We start from the raw sequence: 20,899 nt of genomic DNA, 5'->3' as shown, positions 1-20,899 counted from the left end.
CGAGGGTCCGGCCCCGCAAGAGAACGGTCGGAACCAATTACCGGGTTGTTACCAGGCGGCTTGCCTTCACGAAGGGTTCGACCACTCATGGATGCTCTGAAGCGCGACTACGACGCGATCGTCGTCGGGGGCGGACACAACGGCTTGGTCTCCGCCGCCTACCTGGCCAGGGCCGGCCTGCGGCCCCTGGTGCTGGAGGCGCGCGCCGTGACCGGCGGCGCGGCGATCACCGAGCAGCCGTGGGGCCCCGAGTTCAAGATGACCGCGCTCTCCTACGTGATGAGCCTGATGCCGCCCACCGTGATCAGGGACTTGAAGCTCACGGAGTTCGGCTACAAGATCCTGCCGATGGGTCCGTGGTACGTCCCCTCGCTGGACGGCCGCTCGCTGCACATGACCGGCGACCACGCCCACGACCACGCCCAGCTGGCGGCCTTCTCCAAGAAGGACGCCGACAACATGCCCAAGTACGAGGAGTGGCTCGGCGGCATCGGCAAGGTGCTCGCGCCGCTGCTGCTGCGCACCCCGCCGAAGATGGGCTCGCACTCCGTCGGCGACCTGCTGGACCAGCTGAAGCTGGCCTGGAGCGTCCGGGGACTGAATGTCCGTTCAGTCGCGGATGCGACGAAGCTCTTCACGATGAGCATCGCCGACCTGCTCGACGAGTGGTTCGAGTCCGACATCGTCAAGGGCTCGATGTCCATCAACGGCGTCATCGGCACCTGGGCCGGCCCGATGGAGCCCGGCACGGCCTACGTGATGATGCACCACACGATCGGCGACGTCGGCGACGGCAAGATGGGCAGCTGGGGCTACCCGGTCGGCGGCATGGGCGCGGTCGCCGACGCGATCCGCCGCTCGGCCGAGCACTTCGGCGCGACGATCCTCACCGACGCCCCCGTCGAGCGGATCCTCACCCGCGGCGGCCGGGTCACCGGCGTCGCGCTGAAGGACTGCCGCGAGTTCCACGCCCCCACCGTCGTCGCCGCGACCCACCCGCAGATCACCTTCCTCAAGCAGCTGGACCGGCGCGAACTGCCCGAGCAGTTCGTCACCGACATGGAGCGCTGGCGCACCCGCTCCGGCACGGTCAAGGTCAATGTCGCCCTCTCCGGGCTGCCGCGCTTCACCGCGAACCCGGACCTGACCGCGCAGGAGCTGTCCGGCCCGATCGACCTGGCCCAGTCGCTGGAGTACGTCGAGGACGCCTTCGTCGACGCCCGCTCCGGCCGCGCCGCCGCCAAACCCTTCGCCGACAGCGTCATCCCCTCCACCGTCGACGACACGCTCTGCCCCAAGGGCACCCACGTGATGTCGATGTTCACCCAGTGGGTGCCCCACACCTGGGCCGACGAGCCGCACACCGCGGAGCTGGACGCCTACGCCGACCGGATCATCGACCTCTACGACGAGCTCGCGCCCGGCTTCAAGAGCCAGGTGATCCACCGTCAGGTCATCGGCCCGCACCAGATGCAGGAGGAGTACGGCCTGATCGGCGGCAACATCTTCCACGGCGAGCTCAGCCCCGAGCAGCTCTTCCACATGCGTCCCGCCCCCGGCTACGCCGACTTCACCACCCCGATCAAGGGCCTGTACCAGTGCTCCTCCGCCACCCACGGCGGGGGCGGGGTCACCGGCATCGCCGGCTACCTGGCCACCCAGCGGATCCTGAAGGACCGCAAGTCGCCGGCGAAGCGCGGGAAGTGACCCGATGGGCGACCCGCTGCTCGACGCACTGGACCCGGACGCCCTGCGGGACGTGCTGACCCCGCCCGGCCGGATGCTTCCGGCCGCGGCCTACCTCGACCCCGGCGTGCTGGCCTTCGAGCAGCGGGAGTTCTTCGACGGCGGCTGGATCTGCCTCGGCCGCCTCGACGGGCTCGCGCAGCCCCGCTCCCGCCGCGCCGTCCCGCTGGGCGGCGTGCACGGCGAGGCCTCGCTGCTGCTGGTGCGCGGCGACGACGGGGTGCTGCGCGGCTTCCACAACAGCTGCCGGCACCGCGGCCACGAGCTGCTGCCCTGCACGGACGGGCAGGCCGGGGCAGACACGGGCGCGGGCCGGGCCCGCCCGCGTTTTCTCGCCTGCCCCTACCACGCCTGGGTCTACGACCTCACGGGCCGGCTGGTGCGGGTCCCGGCCCTGGAGGACGGCGCGCCCGTACCCATCGCCGCCGCGGTCAGCCCCGACCGGGCACTGCCGCGCGACGCGGACCAGCTCGGCCTGGCCCAGGTCCGCGTCGCCGAATGGCAGGGCTTCGCCTTCGCCAACCTGGACGGCCACGCGGCCCCGCTGGAGGCCTGGACCGAGGGGCTGGACGAACTCCTCGCCCCCTACGGCCTGGCCGGGCTCACCTCGGCCGCCGGCCACGACTACACCATCGCCGCCAACTGGAAGCTCGCCGTGGAGAACTACCACGAGTGCTACCACTGCCCCTCCATCCACCCGGAGCTGTGCCGGGTCACCTCGCCCGACAGCGGCCTGGACTGCGGCGGCCCCGGCCTGTGGCGCGGCGGCCACATGGAACTGGAGCCGGGGGCGCGCACCATGTCCCTGGACGGCTCGGGCGGCGGCGCGTACCTGCCGGGTCTGCCCGAGGAGCTGCGCGACCGCGTGGTCTACCTGCAGCTCTTCCCCGGCCTGCTGCTCAGCCTGCACCCGGACTACGTCATGGTGCACCGGCTGCGGCCGACCGGCCCCGAGAGCACCTGGATCGAGTGCCAGTGGCTCTTCCCCGCCGACCGGCCGGCCGACTTCGACCCCGGCTACGCGGTCCGCTTCTGGGACCTGACCAACCGCCAGGACTGGACCGCCTGCGAGTCGGTGCAGCGCGGCGTGGCCTCGCCCGGCTTCCGGCCGGGCCCGCTCTCCGCCTGGCACGAGCACGTCGTCTCCGGCTCGATCCAGCACATCGCCCGCGCCTATCTCGACGGCGCGGTCACCCTTCCCGTTCCGACCCAACCACGAAGTGGACGTGTCCCCTCATGAGCGGAAGCACCCCCGAGGACCTCTCCCGGCTCGACGACATGATCGAGCTGCAGTCGAAGATCTTCCTGGACCGCACCACCGAGTCCCAGCGGATCCGCGCCGAGGCGGGCTCCGTGCTGGCCGGCGGCGTCGCCTCCAGCTGGCAGGACGCCCAGCCCGGCACCGTCTGGATCCGCGAGGGCAAGGGCTCGCGCACCTGGGACGTGGACGGCACCGAGTACACCGACCTGCACGGGGGCTTCGGTGTCGGGATCGTCGGCCACGCCCACCCGGCGATCGTCGCCGCCGTCTCGGAGCGGGTCCGGCGCGGCACGCACTTCGCCCAGCCCACCGAGGACGCGGTCGTGGTGGCCCGTGAGCTCTCCGCCCGCTACGGCCTCCCCATCTGGCGCTACAACAACTCCGGCACCGAGTCGACGATGGACGCGATCCACCTGATGCGGGTCGCCACCGGCCGCCCGAAGATCATCAAGGTGGAGGGCACCTACCACGGCCACCACGACAGCGTGCAGGTCTCCGTCTACCCCGCGCCGGAGAAGGCCGGACCGGCCGAACGCCCCAACTCCGTCCCGGTGGGCCCGGCCTACCCCCAGGAGGTGGTCCGGCTGACCGTCGTCGTCCCCTTCGGCGACCTGGCCGCCGTCGAGCGGGTGCTGACCGAGAACGCCGGACAGATCGCCGGGATGATCATCGAGCCGGTGATGATGAACATCGGCCTGATCCCCCCGCCGCCCGGCTACCTGGCCGCACTCAAGGACCTCCTGCACGCGCACGGCGCCTACCTCGCCTTCGACGAGGTCAAGACCGGCCTCGCGCTCAGCCCCGCCGGGGCGGTCGGCCTCACCGGCGTCACCCCCGACCTGGTCTGCCTGGCCAAGGCCCTCGGCGGCGGCCTGCCCTGCGGCGCGATCGGCGGCATCCCCGAGCTGATGGACCTGATCACCCAGGGCGCCTACGAGCAGGTCGGCACCTTCAACGGCAACCCGCTCACCATGGCCGCCGCGCGCGCCGTGCTCCAGGACATCCTCACCCCAGAGGCCTACAGCGGCTTCGACACGCTGCGCCGCACCATGACCGAGGGCGCCGAGGAGATCCTGCGCCGCTACGAACTCCCCGGCTTCGTCCGCTCCTTCGGCTGCAAGGGCGCCGTGCTCTTCACCGACCGGCTGGAGAACTACCGCGACTTCCTCGCCTACGACGACCAGTGGGGCAACGCCCACTGGCTCTACCAGCACAACGGCAGCGTCTTCCTGCCGCCGTGGGGCAAGTGCGAGCAGTGGACCGCCTCGGTCCAGCACACCGACGAGGACGCACAGCGCTTCCTGGCCAACCTGGAGCGGATGGCCGCCGACCTGCGCGGCGGCGTCCGCCCGAAGGGAGCCCAGGCATGAGCCCCGCCCGCCCCCAGGACGCCGCCCGCCGGCACGACCCGGCCCGGGCCTACGACATCGCCAACCTGATCGACGGACAGCTGGTCCCCGGCGGCGGCGCGGCCGCCGACCCGGCCCGCGACCCGTCCACCGGCGTGGTCCTCGCCGAAGTGCCGCGCAGCTCACCCGAGGACGTCGACCGCGCCGTCGCCGCCGCCCGCCGGGCCTTCCCCGGCTGGCGCGCGCTCAGCCCCGGCGAGCGCGCCGCGCACCTGAACGCCCTCGCCGACGCGCTCCAGCAGGACCTGAAGGCCTTCGCCGAGATCGAGTCCCGCAACGCCGGCAAGCCGATCGCGGCCGTCCCTGACGAGATCGACTACTGCGTCGACAACATCCGGTTTCTCGCCGGAGCCGCCCGCAACCTCCAGGCGCCCGCCGCAGGCGAGTACGTGACCGGCGCGACCTCCTTCGTCCGCCGTGAACCGGTCGGCGTGGTCGGGGCCATCGCGCCGTGGAACTACCCGCTGATGATGGCCGTGTGGAAGTTCGCCCCGGCTCTGGCCGGGGGCTGCACGGTGGTGCTCAAGCCCTCCGAGCTGACCCCGCTCAGCACCCTGCGGCTCGCCGCCCTGGCGGCCGACCTGCTGCCCCCGGGCGTGCTCAACATCGTCACCGGCGACGGCCCGGTCGGCGCGCAGCTGGCCGCGCACCCGGACGTCGCCATGGTCTCCGTCACCGGGTCGGTCGCCACCGGCCGCAAGGTCGCCGCGGCCGCCGCGCCCGGCCTCAAGCGGCTGCACCTGGAACTGGGCGGCAAGGCCCCGGTCGTCGTCCTCGACGACGCGGACGTGGAGGCGCTGGCGGCCGCGCTGCGCGCCACCTCCTTCGGAAACGCCGGACAGGACTGCACCGCCGCCTGCCGGGTGATCGCCACGCCCGGCGTCTACGGCCGGGTGGTCGAGGCGCTGACGGCCGCCGCCGCGTCGCTGCGGACCGGGCCGACCGACGATCCGACCTGCGAACTCGGCCCGCTGATCAGCCCCGCCCAGCGCGCCAGGGTGGCCGGCTTCGTCGAGCGGGCGGTCGCCGCCGGGGCGTCCGTCACCACCGGGGGCACGGTGCCGGACGGTCCGGGCGCGTACTACCCGGCCACCGTCGTCATCGGCCCCGACCAGGACGCCGAGATCGTCCAGCAGGAGGTGTTCGGCCCGGTCGTCACCGTCCAAATGGCCCCCGACCGCGAGCGGGCCCTGGAGATGGCGGCGGACGTGCCCTACGGGCTCGCCGCCTCGGTCTGGACGGCCGACGCCGGCTTCGCCCTGCGCGCGGCGGCGGAGCTGCGCTTCGGCGCGGTCTGGGTCAACGACCACATCACCGGCTGTTCGGAGATGCCGCACGGCGGCTTCGGTCAGTCGGGGTACGGTCGGGACCTGTCGGGGTACGCCTTGGACCACTACTGCGAGCCGCGCCACGTCATGGTGCGCTGGTAGCGGTTCGAGGGACGCCGTCGGCAGGGCGGTGATCAGTACAGCAGCACGGCCTTGAAGCAGAGTGGTCGGAACAGCGGCACCGAGCGGGACGAAGGAGAACGAGCAGATGGCACAGCGCGTACGCGGAGTCATCGCCCCGGGCAAGGGCGAGCCGGTACGGATCGAGACGATCGTCGTCCCCGACCCCGGCCCCGGGGAGGCGGTGGTGAAGGTGCAGGCCTGCGGCGTCTGCCACACCGACCTGCACTACCGCGAGGGCGGCATCAACGACGAGTTCCCGTTCCTGCTCGGCCACGAGGCGGCCGGGATCGTCGAGTCCGTCGGCGAGGGCGTCACCGAGGTCGAGCCCGGGGACTACGTCATCCTCAACTGGCGCGCGGTCTGCGGCCAGTGCCGCTCCTGCCGGCGCGGCCGCCCGCAGTACTGCTTCAACACGCACAACGCGAAGCAGAAGATGACGCTGGAGGACGGCACCGAGCTGTCGCCCGCGCTCGGCATCGGCGCGTTCGCCGAGAAGACGCTGGTCGCGGCCGGCCAGTGCACCAAGGTCGACCCGGCCGCGTCCCCGGCCGCGGCCGGACTGCTCGGCTGCGGCGTGATGGCCGGGCTCGGCGCGGCGGTCAACACCGGCGGCGTCTCGCGCGGCGACACCGTCGCCGTGATCGGCTGCGGCGGCGTCGGCAACGCGGCCGTGATGGGCGCGCGGCTGGCGGGCGCGTCCAAGGTCATCGCCGTGGACATCGACCCCGGCAAGCTCGCCACCGCGCAGCGCCTGGGTGCCACCCACGCGGTCAACTCGCGCGAGACCGACGCCGTCGAGGCGATCCGCGAGCTGACCGGCGGCAACGGCGCGGACGTCGTCATCGAGGCGGTCGGCCGCCCGGAGACGTACAAGCAGGCCTTCTACGCCCGCGACCTGGCGGGCACGGTCGTCCTGGTCGGCGTCCCCACGCCGGACATGAAGCTGGAACTCCCGCTGCTGGACGTCTTCGGGCGCGGCGGCTCGCTCAAGTCCTCCTGGTACGGGGACTGCCTGCCGTCGCGGGACTTCCCGATGCTGATCGACCTCTACCTCCAGGGTCGCCTGGACCTGGACGCCTTCGTCTCCGAGACGATCACGCTGGACCAGGTCGAGGAGGCCTTCCACCGGATGGAGAAGGGCGAGGTGCTGCGCTCGGTGGTGATCCTGTGAGCGCGAAGCTGAGGTGGAGCGGAGGTTGCGGGTCGGCGGAGCGAGGGACGAGCGCAGTCGGCACGCGGCCGGAGTGGAGCCGAAGCGGAGCACGAACGGAGGCAACGCTGTGAGCGCGAAGCTGAGGTGGAGCGGAGGTTGCGGGTCGGCGGAGCGAGGGACGAGCGCAGTCGGCACGCGGCCGGAGTGGAGCCGAAGCGGAGCACGAACGGAGGCAACGCTGTGAGCGGGCTTCCCGACGGGGTCGAACGCCTCGTCACCTCCGGCCGGTTCGAGCTGGACGGCGGCAGTTGGGAGGTGGACAACAACGTCTGGCTGGTCGGCGACGAGAACGAGGTCCTCGTCATCGACGCCGCCCACGACGCGGAGGTGATCGCCGCGGCCGTCGGCTCGCGCCGGCTGGTCGCGATCGTCTCCACCCACGCCCACAACGACCACATCGACGCGGCCCCGGCGCTCGCCGACCGCACCGGCGCGCCCATCCTGCTCCACCCCGCGGACCTGCCGCTGTGGAAGCAGACCCACCCGGACCGTTCCCCCGACGGGGAGCTGGCCCAGGACCAGCGGATCGAGGCCGGCGGGATCGGCCTGACGGTGATCCACACCCCGGGCCACAGCCCCGGGGCGGTCTGTCTCTACTCGCTGCAGTTGGGCGTGCTGTTCTCCGGTGACACGCTGTTCCACGGCGGACCGGGCGCGACGGGCCGGTCCTGGTCGGACTTCCCGACCATCATCGCCTCGATCCGCGACCAACTGCTCACACTGCCGCCGGAGACGGTCGTGCTGACCGGCCACGGCGACGCCACCAGCATCGGGGCCGAGGCGCCGAACCTGGGGGAGTGGCTGGCCCGCGGCCACTGACGCACCGCGCGCGTCGACGCCGGGTGCGACACCGCCGGACCACGGCGGGCGTCGGACCCGGCGTCAGCCCGCCGCCTGCGTCCCGAGGCTGAACTGGATCGCGACCGGCCGGCCCCGAGCGCCGGTCGGCTTCGTCTCCGCGTGCCGGTGGATCAGGCCGCGGTTGGCGGCGCTGTGCAGGACGAAGCGGAGCCAGTCCGGGTCCGCCCCGATCAGCGCGGCGATCTCCGGGGCGCTCCAGCGGCGGCCGGGCTCGGTCGCCATGATCTCCAGCGCCTGCTCCAACTGCGGGCGCGGACGCTGCCGCTGCGCGCGCGGGCCCTGGCGGGGAAGGGCGTGCACCGCCGGTCCTGGACGGTTCGGGCGGGAGGAGTGCGGCTGCGGCTGCGGCCGGGGCAGCGGGTCGGGCACCACCCCGCCGTCGAGCAGGGACTGCAGCCGCTCTCTGGCCTGGGTGATCCGGCGCAGCTCCTGGAGGACGGCGTCCAGCAACTCCACCCGGCGTTGCTCGATCCGCATCCGCTCTTCGAAGATGGCCAGGCAGCTGACCGGGTCGGCCACCATGTCCGCCGGAGTCAGGTCAGCGATCACGCGGTCACGCTACCGGGTTGATCCGCGCCCGGGCCCGGCCCGGCCGGCACCCGAACGGCACAACCGCAGGCAGGCGACCTACGGGCCCGTTGCGGCATTCGGCGGATTCACCCGGATGGGTGAGTGCGCTCGGACGGGTGTCCGGCACGGTAACGCCTGCCGCGTGACCCCACTCGACCCGCACACCCTGGACGCGCTCACCCGCGCCCGCTACGTCAGCCTCACCACCTACCGGAAGGACGGCACGGCGGTGGCCACCCCGGTCTGGCACGTGGTGGACGAAGGCCTGCTCTACGTCTGGACCGAGGCGGACTCCTGGAAGGTCAAGCGGCTGCGCAGGGACCCGAGGGTGAAGGTCGTCGTCTGCGACGTGCGCGGAAAGATCGCGCCCGGCGCGGCGGAGGCCGAGGGGACCGGGCGCGTGCTGGACGACGCGGGCAGGGAGAAGGTGCGCCGCCTGCTCGGCCGCAAGTACCTGATGGCCAGGGTCGGCGACGTGTGGGCCACGCTGACGGGCCGTCGGCGCAGGAAGCCCATCGCGGCTCTGGAGATCACCTTCTGACGGACCGTCCTCGGGTTCTCAGCGCAGCAGCAGGCAGTGCTCCAGGCGGAAGCCGACGGTGAGCGGCTGGCCGTTCTGCCAGCGCTCCTCGCGGCGGGAGCGGTCGGTGTTCTGCTCCAGCACGCTGACCTGGACGCCGGGGGCGAGCTCGACCAGGTAGCTGGTCACCGGTCCCGAGTAGACCGTCTCGACCAGCGTGCCCGGCACCGTCACCATGTCGTCCCCGTGCTCGGACAGCCACAGCTTCTCCGGTCGCACCGAGGCGCTGACCTGCTCGCCCTCGGTGAACCCGGCGCGCCGGCCGACGGCGAGGGAGACGCCGGGGGCGATGGTCACCGCGCCGTCGCGGTACTCGCCTGGCATGAGGTTCGAAGTGCCGATGAAGCCCGCGGTGAACGCGGTGGCCGGGCGCTCGTAGACCTCCTCGGGCGTGCCGCAGTGCTCGATCCTGCCGTCGTGCATGACCGCGAGGCGGTCGGACATGGTCAGCGCCTCGTCCTGGTCGTGGGTGACGAAGACGAAGGTGATGCCGACCTCGCGCTGCAGCTGCTTCAGCTCGATCTGCATCTGCCGACGCAGCTTCAGGTCCAGCGCGGCGAGGGGTTCGTCCAGCAGCAGCACCTTGGGCCGGTTCACCAGCGCCCGGGCCAGCGCCACGCGCTGGCGCTGGCCGCCGGACAGCTCGCGGACCCGGGCCTTGGCGCGGTCGGCCAGCTGCACCAGCTCCAGGGCTCCGGCGGCCTGCCGCCGCGCCTCCGCGCGCGAGGCGCCCTTGCGCCGCAGGCCGAAGCCCACGTTGTCGAGGACGTGCAGGTGCTCGAACAGCGCGTAGCTCTGGAAGACGGTGTTGACGTCGCGCCGGTTGGGCGGGAGCACGGTCACGTCCTCGCCGCCGAGCAGGATCCGCCCGTCGGTCGGGTCGGCGAAGCCGCCGATCATGCGCAGCGTGGTGGTCTTGCCGCAGCCCGAAGGGCCGAGCAGGGAGAAGAACTCGCCGGCGCGGATGTCCAGGTCGAGCTCGTGCACCACGGTCGTGCCACCGAAACGCTTGGTCACTCGTTCGAGTTGCACGGCGGGAAAGGCTGCGGCGTCGTCGGTGGTTCCGGCTACCGTCGTGGACGGAGCGGTGGGCGTCGTCGTCATGGCGTCAGCCTCCGGAGAGCAGGTCGATGCCGCCGCCACTGGTGTGGCCGCGCCCGAGAAGGCGGGGCACGGCCAGGGCGAAGGCGATGAGGGTGAGCGAGCCGGCCAGCATCAGCGTGCCGACGGCGTTGACGCTGGGCTGGATGCCGAAGCGGATCTCGGAGTAGATCCGCACGGAGATCGGCTGCGGGGTGACCCCGCTGGTGAAGTAGGCGAGCACGAAGTCGTCGAAGACGAGGGCGAAGACCAGCAGGGCCGAGGCCAGCAGCGCGGGCAGCAGCGCGGGCAGGGTCACCAGGCGCAGCGCCTGGCCCCGGGTCGCGCCCAGGTCCATCGCCGCCTCCTCGACCTCCGGATTCAGCGCCGCCACCCGGGAGCGCAGGATCACGGTGACGTAGGAGACGGAGAAGGTGGTCTCGGCGAGCAGCAGCGTCGTCATCGACGGGGTGAGCTCCAGGCCGCGGAAGAGCAGCAGCGAGCCGACGCCGGTCACGATCTCCGGGGTGATCAGCGGGATCAGCATGATGAGGTTGGCCAGCCCGCCCATCCGGCTCCTGGCCCGGACCAGCCCCAGCGCCAGCGCGGCGCCGAGGACGACAGAGCCCACCATGGCCACGGCCGAGACCTGGAGGCTGGTGAACACCGACCCGGTCAGGTCCGGGTCGCCGAGGAACGCCCGGTACCAGCGCAGGCTGGGGTGGCCGAAGGAGGTCAGCGACTTCTTGCTGTTGAAGGAGAAGAGCGTCACGACGCCGATGGGCAGGTAGAGCAGCACGAAGAAGACGGCGGTCACGGCGATGGCGAAGCGCGGGCGGCGCTCGACGCCACGGCGTCCCGGCAGCAGGCGGATCATCGGGACGCCTCCCGGTTCTCCCGCGCGGCCTGGCGCAGGTAGACGGACGTGCAGATCAGCAGCACGAGCATGAGCAGCATGGTGAGCGCCGAGCCGAGCGGCCAGTCCTGCCCGCCGAAGAACTTGTCCTGGATCAGGCTGCCGATCATCAGCTGCCGCGGCCCGCCGAGCAGTTGGGCGCTCACGAAGTCGCCCATCGCGGGCAGGAAGACCAGCAGCAGCCCGGCCGTCACGCCCTGCCGGGTGGCGGGCAGGGTGACCCGCCAGAAGGTGGAGAACGGCCCGCCGCCCAGGTCCCGGCCGGCCTCGATCAGGGAGACGTCCAGCCGTTCCAGCGCCGCGTACAGCGGCAGCACCATGAAGACGACGAAGCCGTAGACCAGCCCGCCGATCACCGCGCCCGGCGTGTTGAGCAGCCGCACGTCGGCGGGCAGCCCGAGGGCGCGGAGCGCCCGCAGCACCGGACCGTCGTCGGAGAGCAGCGTCACCCACCCGTACATCCGCACCAGGTAGTTGGCGAAGAACGGCACCACCACGGCGGCGATCAGGGCGTGCCTGAACCGTCCCCCGTGGAGCGCGATCGCGTACGCCACGGGGTAGGCGATGGCCAGGCACAGCACCGCGGTGATCGCGGCGTAGGCCAGCGAGCGGCCGATGACCTGGAGGTAGACGGGGTGCAGCAGGGCCCGCAGGTTCTGCAACGTGTGCCCGAAACGGGGGTCGCCCAGGTCGTCGGTGGTGCCGAAGGAGAGCAGCAGCAGGATGCCCAGGGCGCCGAGGAAGAAGACGGTCATCCAGACCGTTCCCGGCAGCAGCAGCGCGGTCCAGAGGCGGTTGCCGCTCCGCCCCGGGCGTGCGCTCGGGTGTGAACGTGGGCGTGGGCTTTCGCGTGGGGTCGGGGTCTCGGTGCGGACGGGTGCTGAGGTCTCCGGCATGGTGTTCACCCCGCCTTGATCTGGGTCCAGGCGGCGTCGCGGGCCTGGTTGCCCGTCGCGCCGGTATTGCCGAAGTGGTGGCCGCGGGCCAGGTCGTCCAGGGTGACCAGGCACTCGGGGAACGGCTCGACGAGCTTGGCGTAGTCCCGCTCGGTCCCCGGCACCGGCATCGGGTAGCCGATGTAGGCGAGGTTCCTGCGGGCGTTCTCCGGCCGCAGCATGTAGTCGATGAAGAGCAGCGCCGTGCCCGGGTGGGCGGCGTTGCGCGGGATCGCGTAGCAGTCGGAGTTGATGGGCGCGCCCTCGCGCGGGGCCTCGAAGCCGTACCGGGAGGGATCGGCGGCCTGGCTGAGCACGGCGGCCATGTCACCGCTCCACATGTGCTGGATCCATGCGTCGCCGTTGAGCAGGTTGGTGTAGTCGTCGCTGGAGAAGCCCCGCAGCCGCGACCTGACGGTGCCCATCAGGTCGGTGATCCTGCCCAGTTGGCCGGGGTCGGCGGTGTCGACGCGGTAGCCGAGCCGCAGCGCGCCGACGCCGAGCACCTCGTCCTCGTCGTCCAGCAGGTAGGTGCGACCGGTGGCGCGGCGGTCCCAGAGATCGGCCCAGCTGTGGTCCAGGGCCGGGCCCAGCTTGTCCTTGCGCCAGGCGATGCCGGTCTTGTACATCGTGAACGGCACGCTGTGCGCCGAGCCGGGGTCGTACCAGGGGTCGGCGAACCACGGATAGGCGCTGAGCACGGCTCCGGCATGCGGCGCCCGGCGGAGGTCGAGGCGGCGCAGCGCGCCTGCCCGCACCAGGCGCTGCGTCCACTTGGCGCTCGGGAACACGACGTCGTAGCGGTTGCCCGCCGCGATCTTGGCGGCCATCGACTCCATCGAGTCGTAGTTGGCCTGGGTCACCGAGACGCCGTACTCCTTGCTGAAGCCCGCCAGCACGGCCGGGTCGACGTAGTCGGCCCAGTTGAAGTAGACGAGGTCGCCGTCGATCTTCGGCTCGACCGGCGGCAGGTCGTCGGGCTGGGCTGCGGAGGAGACGTAGCCGCAGGCGCTGAGCGCGGGCAGGGCGGCCGCGCCGACCAATGCGCCGGTCGCGCCGCGCAGCAGCGCGCGTCGGCTCGGGGCGGGCCTCGCCGGCTGCGGGCGCTCTGTCGGCCGTGGAGGCTGTCCTGATCTGGAAGGCATGGTGCGGCTTCCTGTCGGAGGGTCAGCGGGGCTTGGGGAGGTTCGGCCGGCCGCCCGCCCTCGGCATGCGGGCGGGCAACCGGAGTTCCGGGCCGATGCGCGCCCAGATCCGGGCGCGGGCGGCGGAGGCGGTGAAGCCCGGATCGTCCAGCGTGAGCCGGATGGCGCTGCCGTCCAGCAGGAGCAGCAGCAGCGTGACCAGCTCGTCCACCTCGCAGAGCTGGAACTCGCCCGTGGCGATGCCGTCGCGCACGATCCCGGCGAACCAGTCGTGCAGGCTGCGGTAGAACTCCAGGGCGAGTAGCCGCGAGGCCTGGTCCCTGGCTGCGCGCAGCCAGAGCTCGTGCCAGAGCAGTTGGTCCTGGCGGGTGTCGGGGGCCAGCGGGAGGCAGGCGTCGATCGCCATCGCGAGCCGCACCGTCGCGGGGTGGTCGGTGCCGGCCGAGCCGTCGCCGTGGGCGTGCCCTGCGGCGCCGGTGTGCTCGTACGAGTGCCGCAGCGCCTCGGCGAAGAGCCGTTCCCGGCTTTCGAAGTGGTAGTGGAGCAGGCCGGGGGAGACCCCGGCCCGCTGGGCCACCATCCGCATCCGCACCTTCTCGAAGCCCACGTCGGCGATCACCTCGCAGGCTGCCTCCAGGATCCGCCGCCGGGTCGCGGCGGTGCGCTCGGCGGGCTCGCCCGACACGCCTGACACGCCGGCCGTGCCGGGGGCTCTGCGCCCCGGCCGACCCGGCCGCCCCGGCGGCGGCGCTCACCGGCCGCCGTCCTCGGCGGGCGCGTCGATGCCCAGGTCCGTGCGGATCCGGTCGGCGAACCAGCCGATCGCCGCCTCCCGCTCGCTGAGCGGTCCTGGCGTGAACCCCGGCGTGCGCAGGCCGGCCTGGACACGGCTGACGATGTCGTCGTCCTCGTCGGTCACCAGGCGGTTGACCCGCTGGCCGACCGCCTGCGCCAGACGCGTGCGCAGCCCCGCGTCCCGGTGCCGGTAGATGGCGCCGGGCAGCAGCGTGCGACCGACGCCGTCGGGGACCATGGACCAGACGCCGACACAGTCCGCGCTGAGGTCGATCATGGTGTTGGGGTAGATCGCCACATAGCGCCAGACGTCGCGGTCCTCGGGCAGCAGCCCCGGCATCGGGCTGACCAGCCGCTGGTAGAGCCGCTCCAGCCGGTTGGCGCTGCGGGTCTCGCGCAGCGGCGCTTCGAAGTAGGCGTAGCCCTCGCTGGGCTCTGCCGTGTAGTTCTGGTAGTCCAGCAGCCGCATCAGGCCGGGGTGGGCGACCGGGACGTGGTAGCCCTCCAGGTAGTTGTCGACGGCGACCTTCCAGTTCGCCTCGGTGCCCACGACCCCGGTTCCGGCGGGGTCGGCGATGTCGTGCATCCGCGACCTGCCGACGGGGACCAGCCGGTCGCCGAGGTAGCGGCCGACCAGCCGGTCCAGGCCGTACAGCTGGTCCGCGAGCGGGGCCGCCCTGGTGTCCAGGTTGACGAAGACCAGGCCGTGCCAGACCTCCACGCGCGCGGGCAGCAGGCCGAGGTTCGGCTTGTCCAGCGGCGCGGCGAAGCGTCGGCCCTCGGGGGCGCCGATCAGCCGGCCGTCGAGGCGGTAGGTCCAGCCGTGGTAGGGGCAGCGGATCGCCGCGTGCTGCTCCGGGGCGGCGACCAGGCGCGCGCCGCGATGGCGGCAGACGTTGCGGTGGGCGTGCAGTTCGCCGTCCTCGTCCCTGACGACCAGGACTTCCTGGTCACCGGCCCGCGCGACGATGCGGGAGCCGGGTTCCGGCAGGTCGGAGACGTGCCCGGCGAGCTGCCAGGTCCGGGCGAAGACCCGGCGCTGTTCGGCGGCCAGGACGGCCGGGTCGGTGTAGTACGCGGGCAGCAGGGGTCGGGACGCTGCGGTGATGGACTCCATCGTCCGCTCCTCGGAGTGGGTTCGGCTCGCGTCACGCTGATCGTTCCGGCGGGATTCGAAAGGACTGATCGAATGGCCAGTTAGGTTTCACGGGGCGACCCGGAGCTGTCAAGAGGTCGGACGCAGAGATCGTGGCCGTTCGTTCGGTCGCTGACGAGCGCCGGAGTGCGTGGCGAGAGGGATCTGCGAAGGAGTCTAGCAACTGACTGGTCAACCAGTTAGTCTCGTGCCAGGATGGCGGCGACCGAGGAGGCACCCGCTGTGAGGGCACCACGATCCGCGACCAGGCTCGCCTGGCTGAGCCTGACCCCCGAACCCGAGCAGTTGCTCCCCGACGTACTCGCCCTGCTGCGATCACCGGATGACGAACCGTCGGCACCTGGCGACGCCGCAGGACAGGTGCGCGCCGAACGCCGGCGCATCGAGCGGCTGGTGCTGCGCGGGAACGCACGCAGCTGGCTGGCCGGCCTTGACGAGGCGGTCTCGCTGGTCGGCCGGGCAGCCCGCGAGGGCCGCCCGGCCCAGCTGGCCCCCGCGCTGACCGCCGCCGAGGTGCTCGCCGACCACTGCCGGCTGCTCATCGGCCTGCCCGGCGACCACTACGCCCGCACCGCCCGCCACCGCGCCGACCTCGACCACGCCGCCCGCCGCCTGCGCCACCGCCTCGCGGCCGGGGCCCGGCCCGACGCCACCCGCGAGGAGCCGACATGCAGCCGCTGACCGCGACGCCCGCCGTCGAGGCGCAGGTCCGTGAGGCGTCCGCGGTCGGCACGCCCGCCCTGCTGCTCGGCACGGCGCCGCAACGCCGTGAGGACGCCGCCGCCTACCGGGCGGTGGGCGGCTACCGGCCCACCGGACCGGCGGAGCAGCTGGAACGCCGCCTCGCCGCCGCCGACCTGCGCGGACGCGGCGGAGCCGGGTTCCCCGCAGCAGTGAAGATCGCCGGGGTCAACGCCCAGCCGCCGGGCCCGCGCACGGTCATCGCCAACGGCACCGAGGGCGAACCCGCCAGCGTCAAGGACCGTTTCCTGACCAGGATGCGACCCCACCTCGTGCTCGACGGCGTCGCCCACGCGGCGGCGGCCGTCGGCGCGCAACAGGCCTTCGTCGTCGTCAGCGACGCCCCGGCGGCGAACTCGCTGCGCCGGGCCCTGCGGGAGAACCCGCCGGAGTGGCCGCTGCGGATCGAGGTCAGGCTCGTACCGGAGGCCTACGTCGCGGGCGAGGAGTCGGCCCTGGTCCGCCACCTCGACGGCGGACCCGCCCTGCCCACGGCCAAGCCCCCGCGCGTCTTCGAGGCGGGCGTCGGCGGCGAGCCCACCCTGGTGCTGAACGTCGAGACGCTGGCCCATCTGGCGCTGCTCGCCTCCGGAGCGAGCGGGCGCGCCGACACCTTCCTGGCCACCGTCTCCGGCCTGGGCCACCGGCCGGCCCTCTACGAACTGCCCTACGGGACCGTGCTGGGCGAGCTGCTGGCGCACCACGCAGGCGAGGCCCCCGGCACCACGGCCGCCACCGCGACCGACGTGCTCCTCGGCGGCTTCTTCGGCGGCGTCCTCGCCGCCGACCCCGGGCTGGTCCTGGCTCCGGCGAGCCTTCGGACGCTCGGCGCACAGCTGGGCTGCGGCGCGGTCGTCGCCCTCGGCCCGCAGGACTGCCCCGTCCACGCCGCCGCCGACATCCTCGGCTACCTCGCGGCCGAGAGCGCGAAGCAGTGCGGCGCCTGCCTGCGCGGCACCGCGGCGATGGCCCAGGCGCTCGCCGCGCTGTGCCGGGGCGAGGCCGCGGCGGAGCAGGTCGAACAGTTGCGCCGATGGTCCACGACGCTGCCCGGCAGGGGAGCGTGCGGCCTGCTCGACGCGGCGGCGGGCAACGTCGCGGCGCTGCTGCGCACCCGCCCCGACGCGGTGGCCGAGCACGTCGCCGCCGCCTGCCCGCGCTGCGCGGCGCACGGCGGGTTTCCCCGCCGCACGCGCTTCGCCCTCGACCTGGCGCTCCTCCCCGAGCCGGCCTGATCGTCCGCCTCGCCTGACCTGCCCCGCCCTGCCTCACCTCCCCACCCTGCCTTTCTCTCCCACCGCCTCTCCGACGACGACGCAAGGAGCCGACCCGTGAAACTCCACCTCGACGCCACCCTCTGCCAGGGCTACGGGCTCTGCCACGAGCAGGCCCCGGACCTCCTCGACCTGGACGAGTGGGGCTACGCGGGCCTCCGACCGGAAGCCGCCGACGTCCCCCAGGAGCACCGTGTGGCCGCCGAAGCCGCAGCCCGCATCTGCCCCGCGAAGGCCCTCAGGCTCGCCTGAACGCGCCGCCCCTCTCGCGTCTCCGCGTTCCGCTCGGTTCCATCGTCTGTCGCGGGTCTCCGGTCTCCGGTTCTCGCGTGCCTCGGTCTCCGCTCTCCCGTGCTCGGTCCCCGCGTTCCTGCTCCACCCCCGCTCGCCGGTTCCCCTTTCCCGCTTCCCCAGAAGGGCCACCCATGCCGCCCGCACCGCCGCCCCCGCCGCCCGCGCGGGATCTCTCCGCGCTGTTCGATCCGCGCTCGGTCGCCATCGTCGGAGCCAGCGCCGACCCCGCGAAGTGGGGTTACGCCGTGGCCCGGCAGGCGCTGCGCGGCAGTGGTCGCCGTCCCGTCCACCTGGTCAACCGGCGCGGCGGCGAGATCCTCGGGCAGCCGGTCGCCACCTCCCTGCGCGAGATCGGCGGCGGCGTCGACCTCGCCGTCCTCAGCGTGCCCGCCGGGGGATTCGCTCAGGCGGTGGACGAGGCGCTCGACTGCGGGGCGCGCGCCCTGGTCGCGATCACCGCAGGGCTCGGCGAACTCGGGCCGCAGGGCGAGGCGATCCAGCAGGCCGCCGTCGCCAGGGTGCGGGCCGCAGGGGCGGTGCTGGTCGGTCCCAACTGCCTCGGCCTCGCCGACAACTCGACCGAGCTGCACCTCAGTTCCGACCCGTTCCGGGACGGCGGGGTCGCCCTGCTCAGCCAGAGCGGCAACGTCGGCCTGGAGCTGCAGCTGCGGCTGGCCCGCAGCGGTCACGGCTTCTCCCGCTTCGTCTCCCTCGGCAACCAGGCCGACCTCACCCTCGTCGAGTTGGTCAGGGACTGCGCGCGACACCCGGAGACCAAGGTCGTCGCCGTCTACGCGGAGGACTTCCGCGACGGCCGGGCCTTCGCCGCCGCGGCGGCCGAGGCCGCGTCACTGGGCAAGCCCGTCGTACTGCTCGCCCCCGGCGGCAGCGACGCGGCCATGCGCAGCGCACTGTCCCACACCGGCTCGATGACCAGCCCGACCGCCGTCATCGACGCCGTCTGCCGCGACAGCGGGATCCACCGGGTGCACAGCCTCCGTGAGTTCGCCACCGTCCTCGGCGCGCTGCACGCCCCCTCCCGCGGCGGCCCCCTGCGGCGTGTCGCCGTGCTCACCGACGGCGGCGGCCACGGCACCATCGCCGCCGACACCCTCGACGCCGCGGGCTTCACCGTTCCCGCGCTCGAACCGGCGACCCGAAAGGCCGTCACGGCGGCACTCTGGGAGAACTCCCCGGCCGACAACCCGGTCGACCTCGCCGGCCTCGGCGAGCAGGACCCGCTCTGCTACGCCCGCGGTGTCGGCGCGCTGCTCGCGGCCGACGAGATCGACGCCGTCCTGCTGACCGGCTACTTCGGCGGCTACTCCGCCTCCGCCGAGGGCCTCGGCGACGCGGGCGACGCCGAGCGCGCGGCCGCCCGGGCGTTGGCCGGGACCGCGGCCGCGAGTGGCAAGCCGGTGGTGGTCCAGAGCATGTACCCCGACGCGCCCTCCTGCCGGATCCTCGCCGAGGCCGGGCTGCCCGTGCATGCCGCCACCGAGGACGCCGTCCGGGCGCTCCTCGCCCTGGCCGCTGCCTCGGCCGGAGGCGGCGCCGCCCCCGCCCCGCTGCCTGCCCCGGCGGCACCGGTCACCGAAGCCGGCTACCTCGCCGACCGCGCCCTGCTGGCCGCCGCCGGGCTCCCGTTCACCGCGGCCCTCGCCGCCACCGACACCGCCCAGGTCGCCGACGCGGCAGCGCAGTTGCGGCCCCCCTACGTGCTCAAGGCCACCGGGCTGCTGCACAAGTCCGACGCCGGCGGCGTCGCCCTCGGGCTGCTCGACCGCGACGCCCTGCTCGCCGCGCACGCGGCGATGGACGAACGGCTGCACGCGCCCGCCTACTCGGTCGAGGAGATGGCCGAGCTGCGCGACGGCGTGGAACTGATCGTGGGCGCACGCTGGGATCCACGCTTCGGCCCCGTCCTGCTGGTCGGCCTCGGCGGCGTGCTCACCGAGGTCCTGCGCGACGTCGTCTTCGCGCTCGCACCGGTCACCCCCGACGCGGCCCGCGCCCTGCTGGACCGGCTGCGCGGCGCGCCGCTGCTGCACGGCGTGCGCGGCCGCTCCGGCGTCGACCTGGACGCGGCCGCCCGCGCGATCGCCACCGTCAGCGAACTCGCCGCCGCCCACCCGGAGATCGGCGAGATCGAAGTCAACCCGCTGCTGCTCACCCCGACCGGCGCACTCGCCCTCGACGCGCGCGTCGTCCTCACCACCCCGGCCCAGCCCCACAGCTGACCGACCCACCCTCCGAACCGAAAGGCACCGCCATGGAGTTCAGCTACACCCCGGCGCAGCTGGAGCTGCGCGAGCGCGCCGCCGGGCTGGCCGAGTTCATCAAGCAGTACGAGGACGACTGCGAGCGCGACAATGGCCTCCCGGCCGCCGCCCACGCCAAGATCCGCGAGCAGGTCCTGGCCAGCGGGCTGCAGGCGGTCAACATGCCCTCCGCCTGGGGCGGCGCTGGCCTGACCATCCTGGACCAGGTCGTCGTCCAGGAGCAGTTGGGCGAGCTGACCGGCGCGCTGTGGGACACCGTCTGGCGTCCCGCGAACGCGCTGCGCTTCTGCACCGACGAACAGCGTGCCGCCTACCTGGAGCCGGTCATCCGGGGCGAGCGTCGCGACTGCTACGCCGTCACCGAGCCCGAGGCGGGCTCCGACCCGCAGTCGCTGCGCACCACCGCCACGGAGACCGAGGGCGGCTGGCTGATCAACGGCGAGAAGTGGTTCGTCACCGTCGGCGACCACGCGGACTTCATGGTGCTGCTCGCCCTGGCGGGCGAGGAACGGCAGCCGACCCTGTTCCTGGTGGACAAGCAGACGGAGGGCATCACCCTCCAGCGCACCCCGCGCTTCATGCACACCTTCGTCTACGAGCACCCCGAGTACACCTTCGAGAACGTCTTCGTCCCCGCCGACCGGGTACTCGGCGGCCTCGGCAACGGCTACGACATCACCCGCGCCTGGTTCACCGAGGAGCGCCTGATGATCGCGGCCCGCACCATCGGCGCGGCGGAGCGGGCGCTGCGCGAGGCGCGTGAGTGGGCACTGAACCGGCGTCAGTTCGGGCAGCCGATCGCCGACTTCCAGATGATCGAGGCGATGCTCGCCGACTGCGCCGTGGACATCGCGGTCAACCGCTCCTTCACCCACCAGGTCGCCTGGGAGGCCGACCACGGCACGGACCGCAAGACCGTCCACGCCAAGGCCTCCATCGCCAAGCTCTCCGCGAGCGAGGCCGCCGGCCGGGTCGTCGACCGCTGCGTCCAGATCTTCGGCGGCCGCGGCTACGACCGCTCGTTCGCCGTGGAGCGCCTCTACCGCGAACTGCGTGTCGACCGCATCTGGGAGGGCACGAGCGAGGTCCAGCGCCTGGTCATCTCCAACGAGCTGAAGAAGCGCGGCACCGACTTCCTCCAGTTCCCGCGTCAGCGCGAGGCGGGTGAGGAGTAGCCGGGCGGCGGACCA

At 73.1% G+C, this 20,899-nt stretch carries 19 protein-coding genes; 12 read left to right on the top strand and 7 right to left on the bottom strand.

From position 1 onward, the window contains the following. Positions 1–87 precede the first annotated feature (87 nt). From BS83_RS27620 to BS83_RS27595, 6 genes are all read left to right on the top strand, one after another. On the top strand, positions 88–1,707 hold the full coding sequence (locus tag BS83_RS27620; RefSeq protein WP_037606177.1) for a phytoene desaturase family protein: 1,620 nt from the start codon (positions 88–90) through the stop codon (positions 1,705–1,707). Positions 1,708–1,711: 4 nt separating this feature from the next. Further along, complete coding sequence (locus BS83_RS27615) at positions 1,712–2,986, top strand: aromatic ring-hydroxylating oxygenase subunit alpha (RefSeq protein ID WP_051944106.1); 1,275 nt, start codon at positions 1,712–1,714, stop codon at positions 2,984–2,986. Beyond that, positions 2,983–4,377, top strand: a complete 1,395-nt coding sequence (locus tag BS83_RS27610; RefSeq protein WP_037606176.1) for an aspartate aminotransferase family protein — start codon at positions 2,983–2,985, stop codon at positions 4,375–4,377. Before BS83_RS27615 ends, BS83_RS27610 begins: the two co-directional genes overlap by 4 nt. Then, positions 4,374–5,846 carry an aminobutyraldehyde dehydrogenase gene (locus BS83_RS27605; protein ID WP_084714184.1) on the top strand — a complete coding sequence of 491 codons (1,473 nt, stop codon included), beginning with the start codon at positions 4,374–4,376 and terminating at the stop codon, positions 5,844–5,846. The genes BS83_RS27610 and BS83_RS27605 overlap by 4 nt, the downstream gene beginning before the upstream one ends. Before the next feature lie 106 nt (positions 5,847–5,952). After that, positions 5,953–7,038: an S-(hydroxymethyl)mycothiol dehydrogenase gene (locus BS83_RS27600; RefSeq protein WP_037606175.1), complete on the top strand. Its 1,086-nt coding sequence runs from the start codon at positions 5,953–5,955 to the stop codon at positions 7,036–7,038. A 222-nt stretch (positions 7,039–7,260) separates the two neighbouring features. After that, the gene (locus tag BS83_RS27595; RefSeq protein ID WP_037606174.1) at positions 7,261–7,899 is read left to right on the top strand and encodes an MBL fold metallo-hydrolase; all 639 of its coding nucleotides are present in this window, start codon (positions 7,261–7,263) and stop codon (positions 7,897–7,899) included. A 63-nt stretch (positions 7,900–7,962) separates the two neighbouring features. Here BS83_RS27595 and BS83_RS27590 read toward each other — a convergent pair whose 3' ends face one another. Then, on the bottom strand, positions 7,963–8,490 hold the full coding sequence (locus tag BS83_RS27590) for a hypothetical protein (protein ID WP_037606173.1): 528 nt from the start codon (positions 8,488–8,490) through the stop codon (positions 7,963–7,965). A 163-nt stretch (positions 8,491–8,653) separates the two neighbouring features. Here BS83_RS27590 and BS83_RS27585 point away from each other — a divergent pair, with 163 nt between their 5' ends. Beyond that, positions 8,654–9,052 carry a PPOX class F420-dependent oxidoreductase gene (locus BS83_RS27585; RefSeq protein ID WP_051944104.1) on the top strand — a complete coding sequence of 133 codons (399 nt, stop codon included), beginning with the start codon at positions 8,654–8,656 and terminating at the stop codon, positions 9,050–9,052. Positions 9,053–9,070: 18 nt separating this feature from the next. On the opposite strand, the gene BS83_RS27580 is transcribed toward BS83_RS27585, so the two are convergent. The 6 genes from BS83_RS27580 to BS83_RS27555 all read right to left on the bottom strand — a co-directional run bounded on the left by BS83_RS27580 (position 9,071) and on the right by BS83_RS27555 (position 15,079). After that, positions 9,071–10,195 (bottom strand): ABC transporter ATP-binding protein, encoded by a 1,125-nt coding sequence (locus BS83_RS27580; RefSeq protein ID WP_051944102.1) that lies wholly within the window; start codon positions 10,193–10,195, stop codon positions 9,071–9,073. Positions 10,196–10,199: 4 nt separating this feature from the next. After that, positions 10,200–11,048 carry an ABC transporter permease gene (locus BS83_RS27575; RefSeq protein WP_084714178.1) on the bottom strand — a complete coding sequence of 283 codons (849 nt, stop codon included), beginning with the start codon at positions 11,046–11,048 and terminating at the stop codon, positions 10,200–10,202. After that, positions 11,045–11,842, bottom strand: coding sequence for an ABC transporter permease (locus BS83_RS27570; protein WP_051944100.1), 798 nt, complete (start codon positions 11,840–11,842; stop codon positions 11,045–11,047). Before BS83_RS27570 ends, BS83_RS27575 begins: the two co-directional genes overlap by 4 nt. A gap of 146 nt (positions 11,843–11,988) precedes the next feature. Next, positions 11,989–13,167 (bottom strand): polyamine ABC transporter substrate-binding protein, encoded by a 1,179-nt coding sequence (locus tag BS83_RS27565; RefSeq protein WP_037606171.1) that lies wholly within the window; start codon positions 13,165–13,167, stop codon positions 11,989–11,991. 22 nt (positions 13,168–13,189) lie between these two features. Then, the gene (locus tag BS83_RS27560) at positions 13,190–13,852 is read right to left on the bottom strand and encodes a TetR/AcrR family transcriptional regulator (protein WP_037606170.1); all 663 of its coding nucleotides are present in this window, start codon (positions 13,850–13,852) and stop codon (positions 13,190–13,192) included. A gap of 66 nt (positions 13,853–13,918) precedes the next feature. Beyond that, positions 13,919–15,079: an aromatic ring-hydroxylating oxygenase subunit alpha gene (locus BS83_RS27555; protein WP_037606169.1), complete on the bottom strand. Its 1,161-nt coding sequence runs from the start codon at positions 15,077–15,079 to the stop codon at positions 13,919–13,921. A gap of 261 nt (positions 15,080–15,340) precedes the next feature. On the opposite strand from BS83_RS27555, the gene BS83_RS27550 reads away from it, so the two are divergent. The 5 genes from BS83_RS27550 (at position 15,341) to BS83_RS27530 (ending at position 20,884) form a co-directional block, all read left to right on the top strand. Further along, a complete protein-coding gene (locus tag BS83_RS27550) occupies positions 15,341–15,799 on the top strand; it encodes a hypothetical protein (protein ID WP_037606168.1) in 459 nt (152 codons plus the stop codon). Beyond that, entirely contained in the window at positions 15,787–17,094 is a 1,308-nt protein-coding gene (locus tag BS83_RS27545; protein ID WP_051944098.1) for an NADH-ubiquinone oxidoreductase-F iron-sulfur binding region domain-containing protein, read from the top strand. Before BS83_RS27550 ends, BS83_RS27545 begins: the two co-directional genes overlap by 13 nt. A gap of 96 nt (positions 17,095–17,190) precedes the next feature. Then, the gene (locus tag BS83_RS27540; RefSeq protein ID WP_037606167.1) at positions 17,191–17,385 is read left to right on the top strand and encodes a ferredoxin; all 195 of its coding nucleotides are present in this window, start codon (positions 17,191–17,193) and stop codon (positions 17,383–17,385) included. 173 nt (positions 17,386–17,558) lie between these two features. Then, positions 17,559–19,667, top strand: a complete 2,109-nt coding sequence (locus BS83_RS27535; RefSeq protein ID WP_037606166.1) for an acetate--CoA ligase family protein — start codon at positions 17,559–17,561, stop codon at positions 19,665–19,667. A 32-nt stretch (positions 19,668–19,699) separates the two neighbouring features. After that, entirely contained in the window at positions 19,700–20,884 is a 1,185-nt protein-coding gene (locus tag BS83_RS27530) for an acyl-CoA dehydrogenase family protein (protein WP_037606165.1), read from the top strand. Positions 20,885–20,899: the final 15 nt, after the last annotated feature.

The organism is Streptacidiphilus rugosus AM-16, assembly GCF_000744655.1.
GTDB lineage: Bacteria > Actinomycetota > Actinomycetes > Streptomycetales > Streptomycetaceae > Streptacidiphilus > Streptacidiphilus rugosus.
Note: the sequence above shows the minus strand (reverse complement) of the source record. Positions and strands in the feature narration are given on the sequence as shown.

Excerpts from the sequence above, each read along its gene's own strand:
- BS83_RS27620 (WP_037606177.1), top strand. The coding sequence starts at position 88 with ATGGATGCTCTGAAGCGCGACTACGACGCGATCGTCGTCGGGGGCGGA.
- BS83_RS27615 (WP_051944106.1), top strand. The coding sequence starts at position 1,712 with ATGGGCGACCCGCTGCTCGACGCACTGGACCCGGACGCCCTGCGGGAC.
- BS83_RS27610 (WP_037606176.1), top strand. The coding sequence starts at position 2,983 with ATGAGCGGAAGCACCCCCGAGGACCTCTCCCGGCTCGACGACATGATC.
- BS83_RS27605 (WP_084714184.1), top strand. The coding sequence starts at position 4,374 with ATGAGCCCCGCCCGCCCCCAGGACGCCGCCCGCCGGCACGACCCGGCC.
- BS83_RS27600 (WP_037606175.1), top strand. The coding sequence starts at position 5,953 with ATGGCACAGCGCGTACGCGGAGTCATCGCCCCGGGCAAGGGCGAGCCG.
- BS83_RS27580 (WP_051944102.1), bottom strand. The coding sequence starts at position 10,195 with ATGACGACGACGCCCACCGCTCCGTCCACGACGGTAGCCGGAACCACC.
- BS83_RS27575 (WP_084714178.1), bottom strand. The coding sequence starts at position 11,048 with ATGATCCGCCTGCTGCCGGGACGCCGTGGCGTCGAGCGCCGCCCGCGC.
- BS83_RS27570 (WP_051944100.1), bottom strand. The coding sequence starts at position 11,842 with ATGACCGTCTTCTTCCTCGGCGCCCTGGGCATCCTGCTGCTGCTCTCC.
- BS83_RS27565 (WP_037606171.1), bottom strand. The coding sequence starts at position 13,167 with ATGCCTTCCAGATCAGGACAGCCTCCACGGCCGACAGAGCGCCCGCAG.
- BS83_RS27555 (WP_037606169.1), bottom strand. The coding sequence starts at position 15,079 with ATGGAGTCCATCACCGCAGCGTCCCGACCCCTGCTGCCCGCGTACTAC.
- BS83_RS27545 (WP_051944098.1), top strand. The coding sequence starts at position 15,787 with ATGCAGCCGCTGACCGCGACGCCCGCCGTCGAGGCGCAGGTCCGTGAG.
- BS83_RS27535 (WP_037606166.1), top strand. The coding sequence starts at position 17,559 with ATGCCGCCCGCACCGCCGCCCCCGCCGCCCGCGCGGGATCTCTCCGCG.
- BS83_RS27530 (WP_037606165.1), top strand. The coding sequence starts at position 19,700 with ATGGAGTTCAGCTACACCCCGGCGCAGCTGGAGCTGCGCGAGCGCGCC.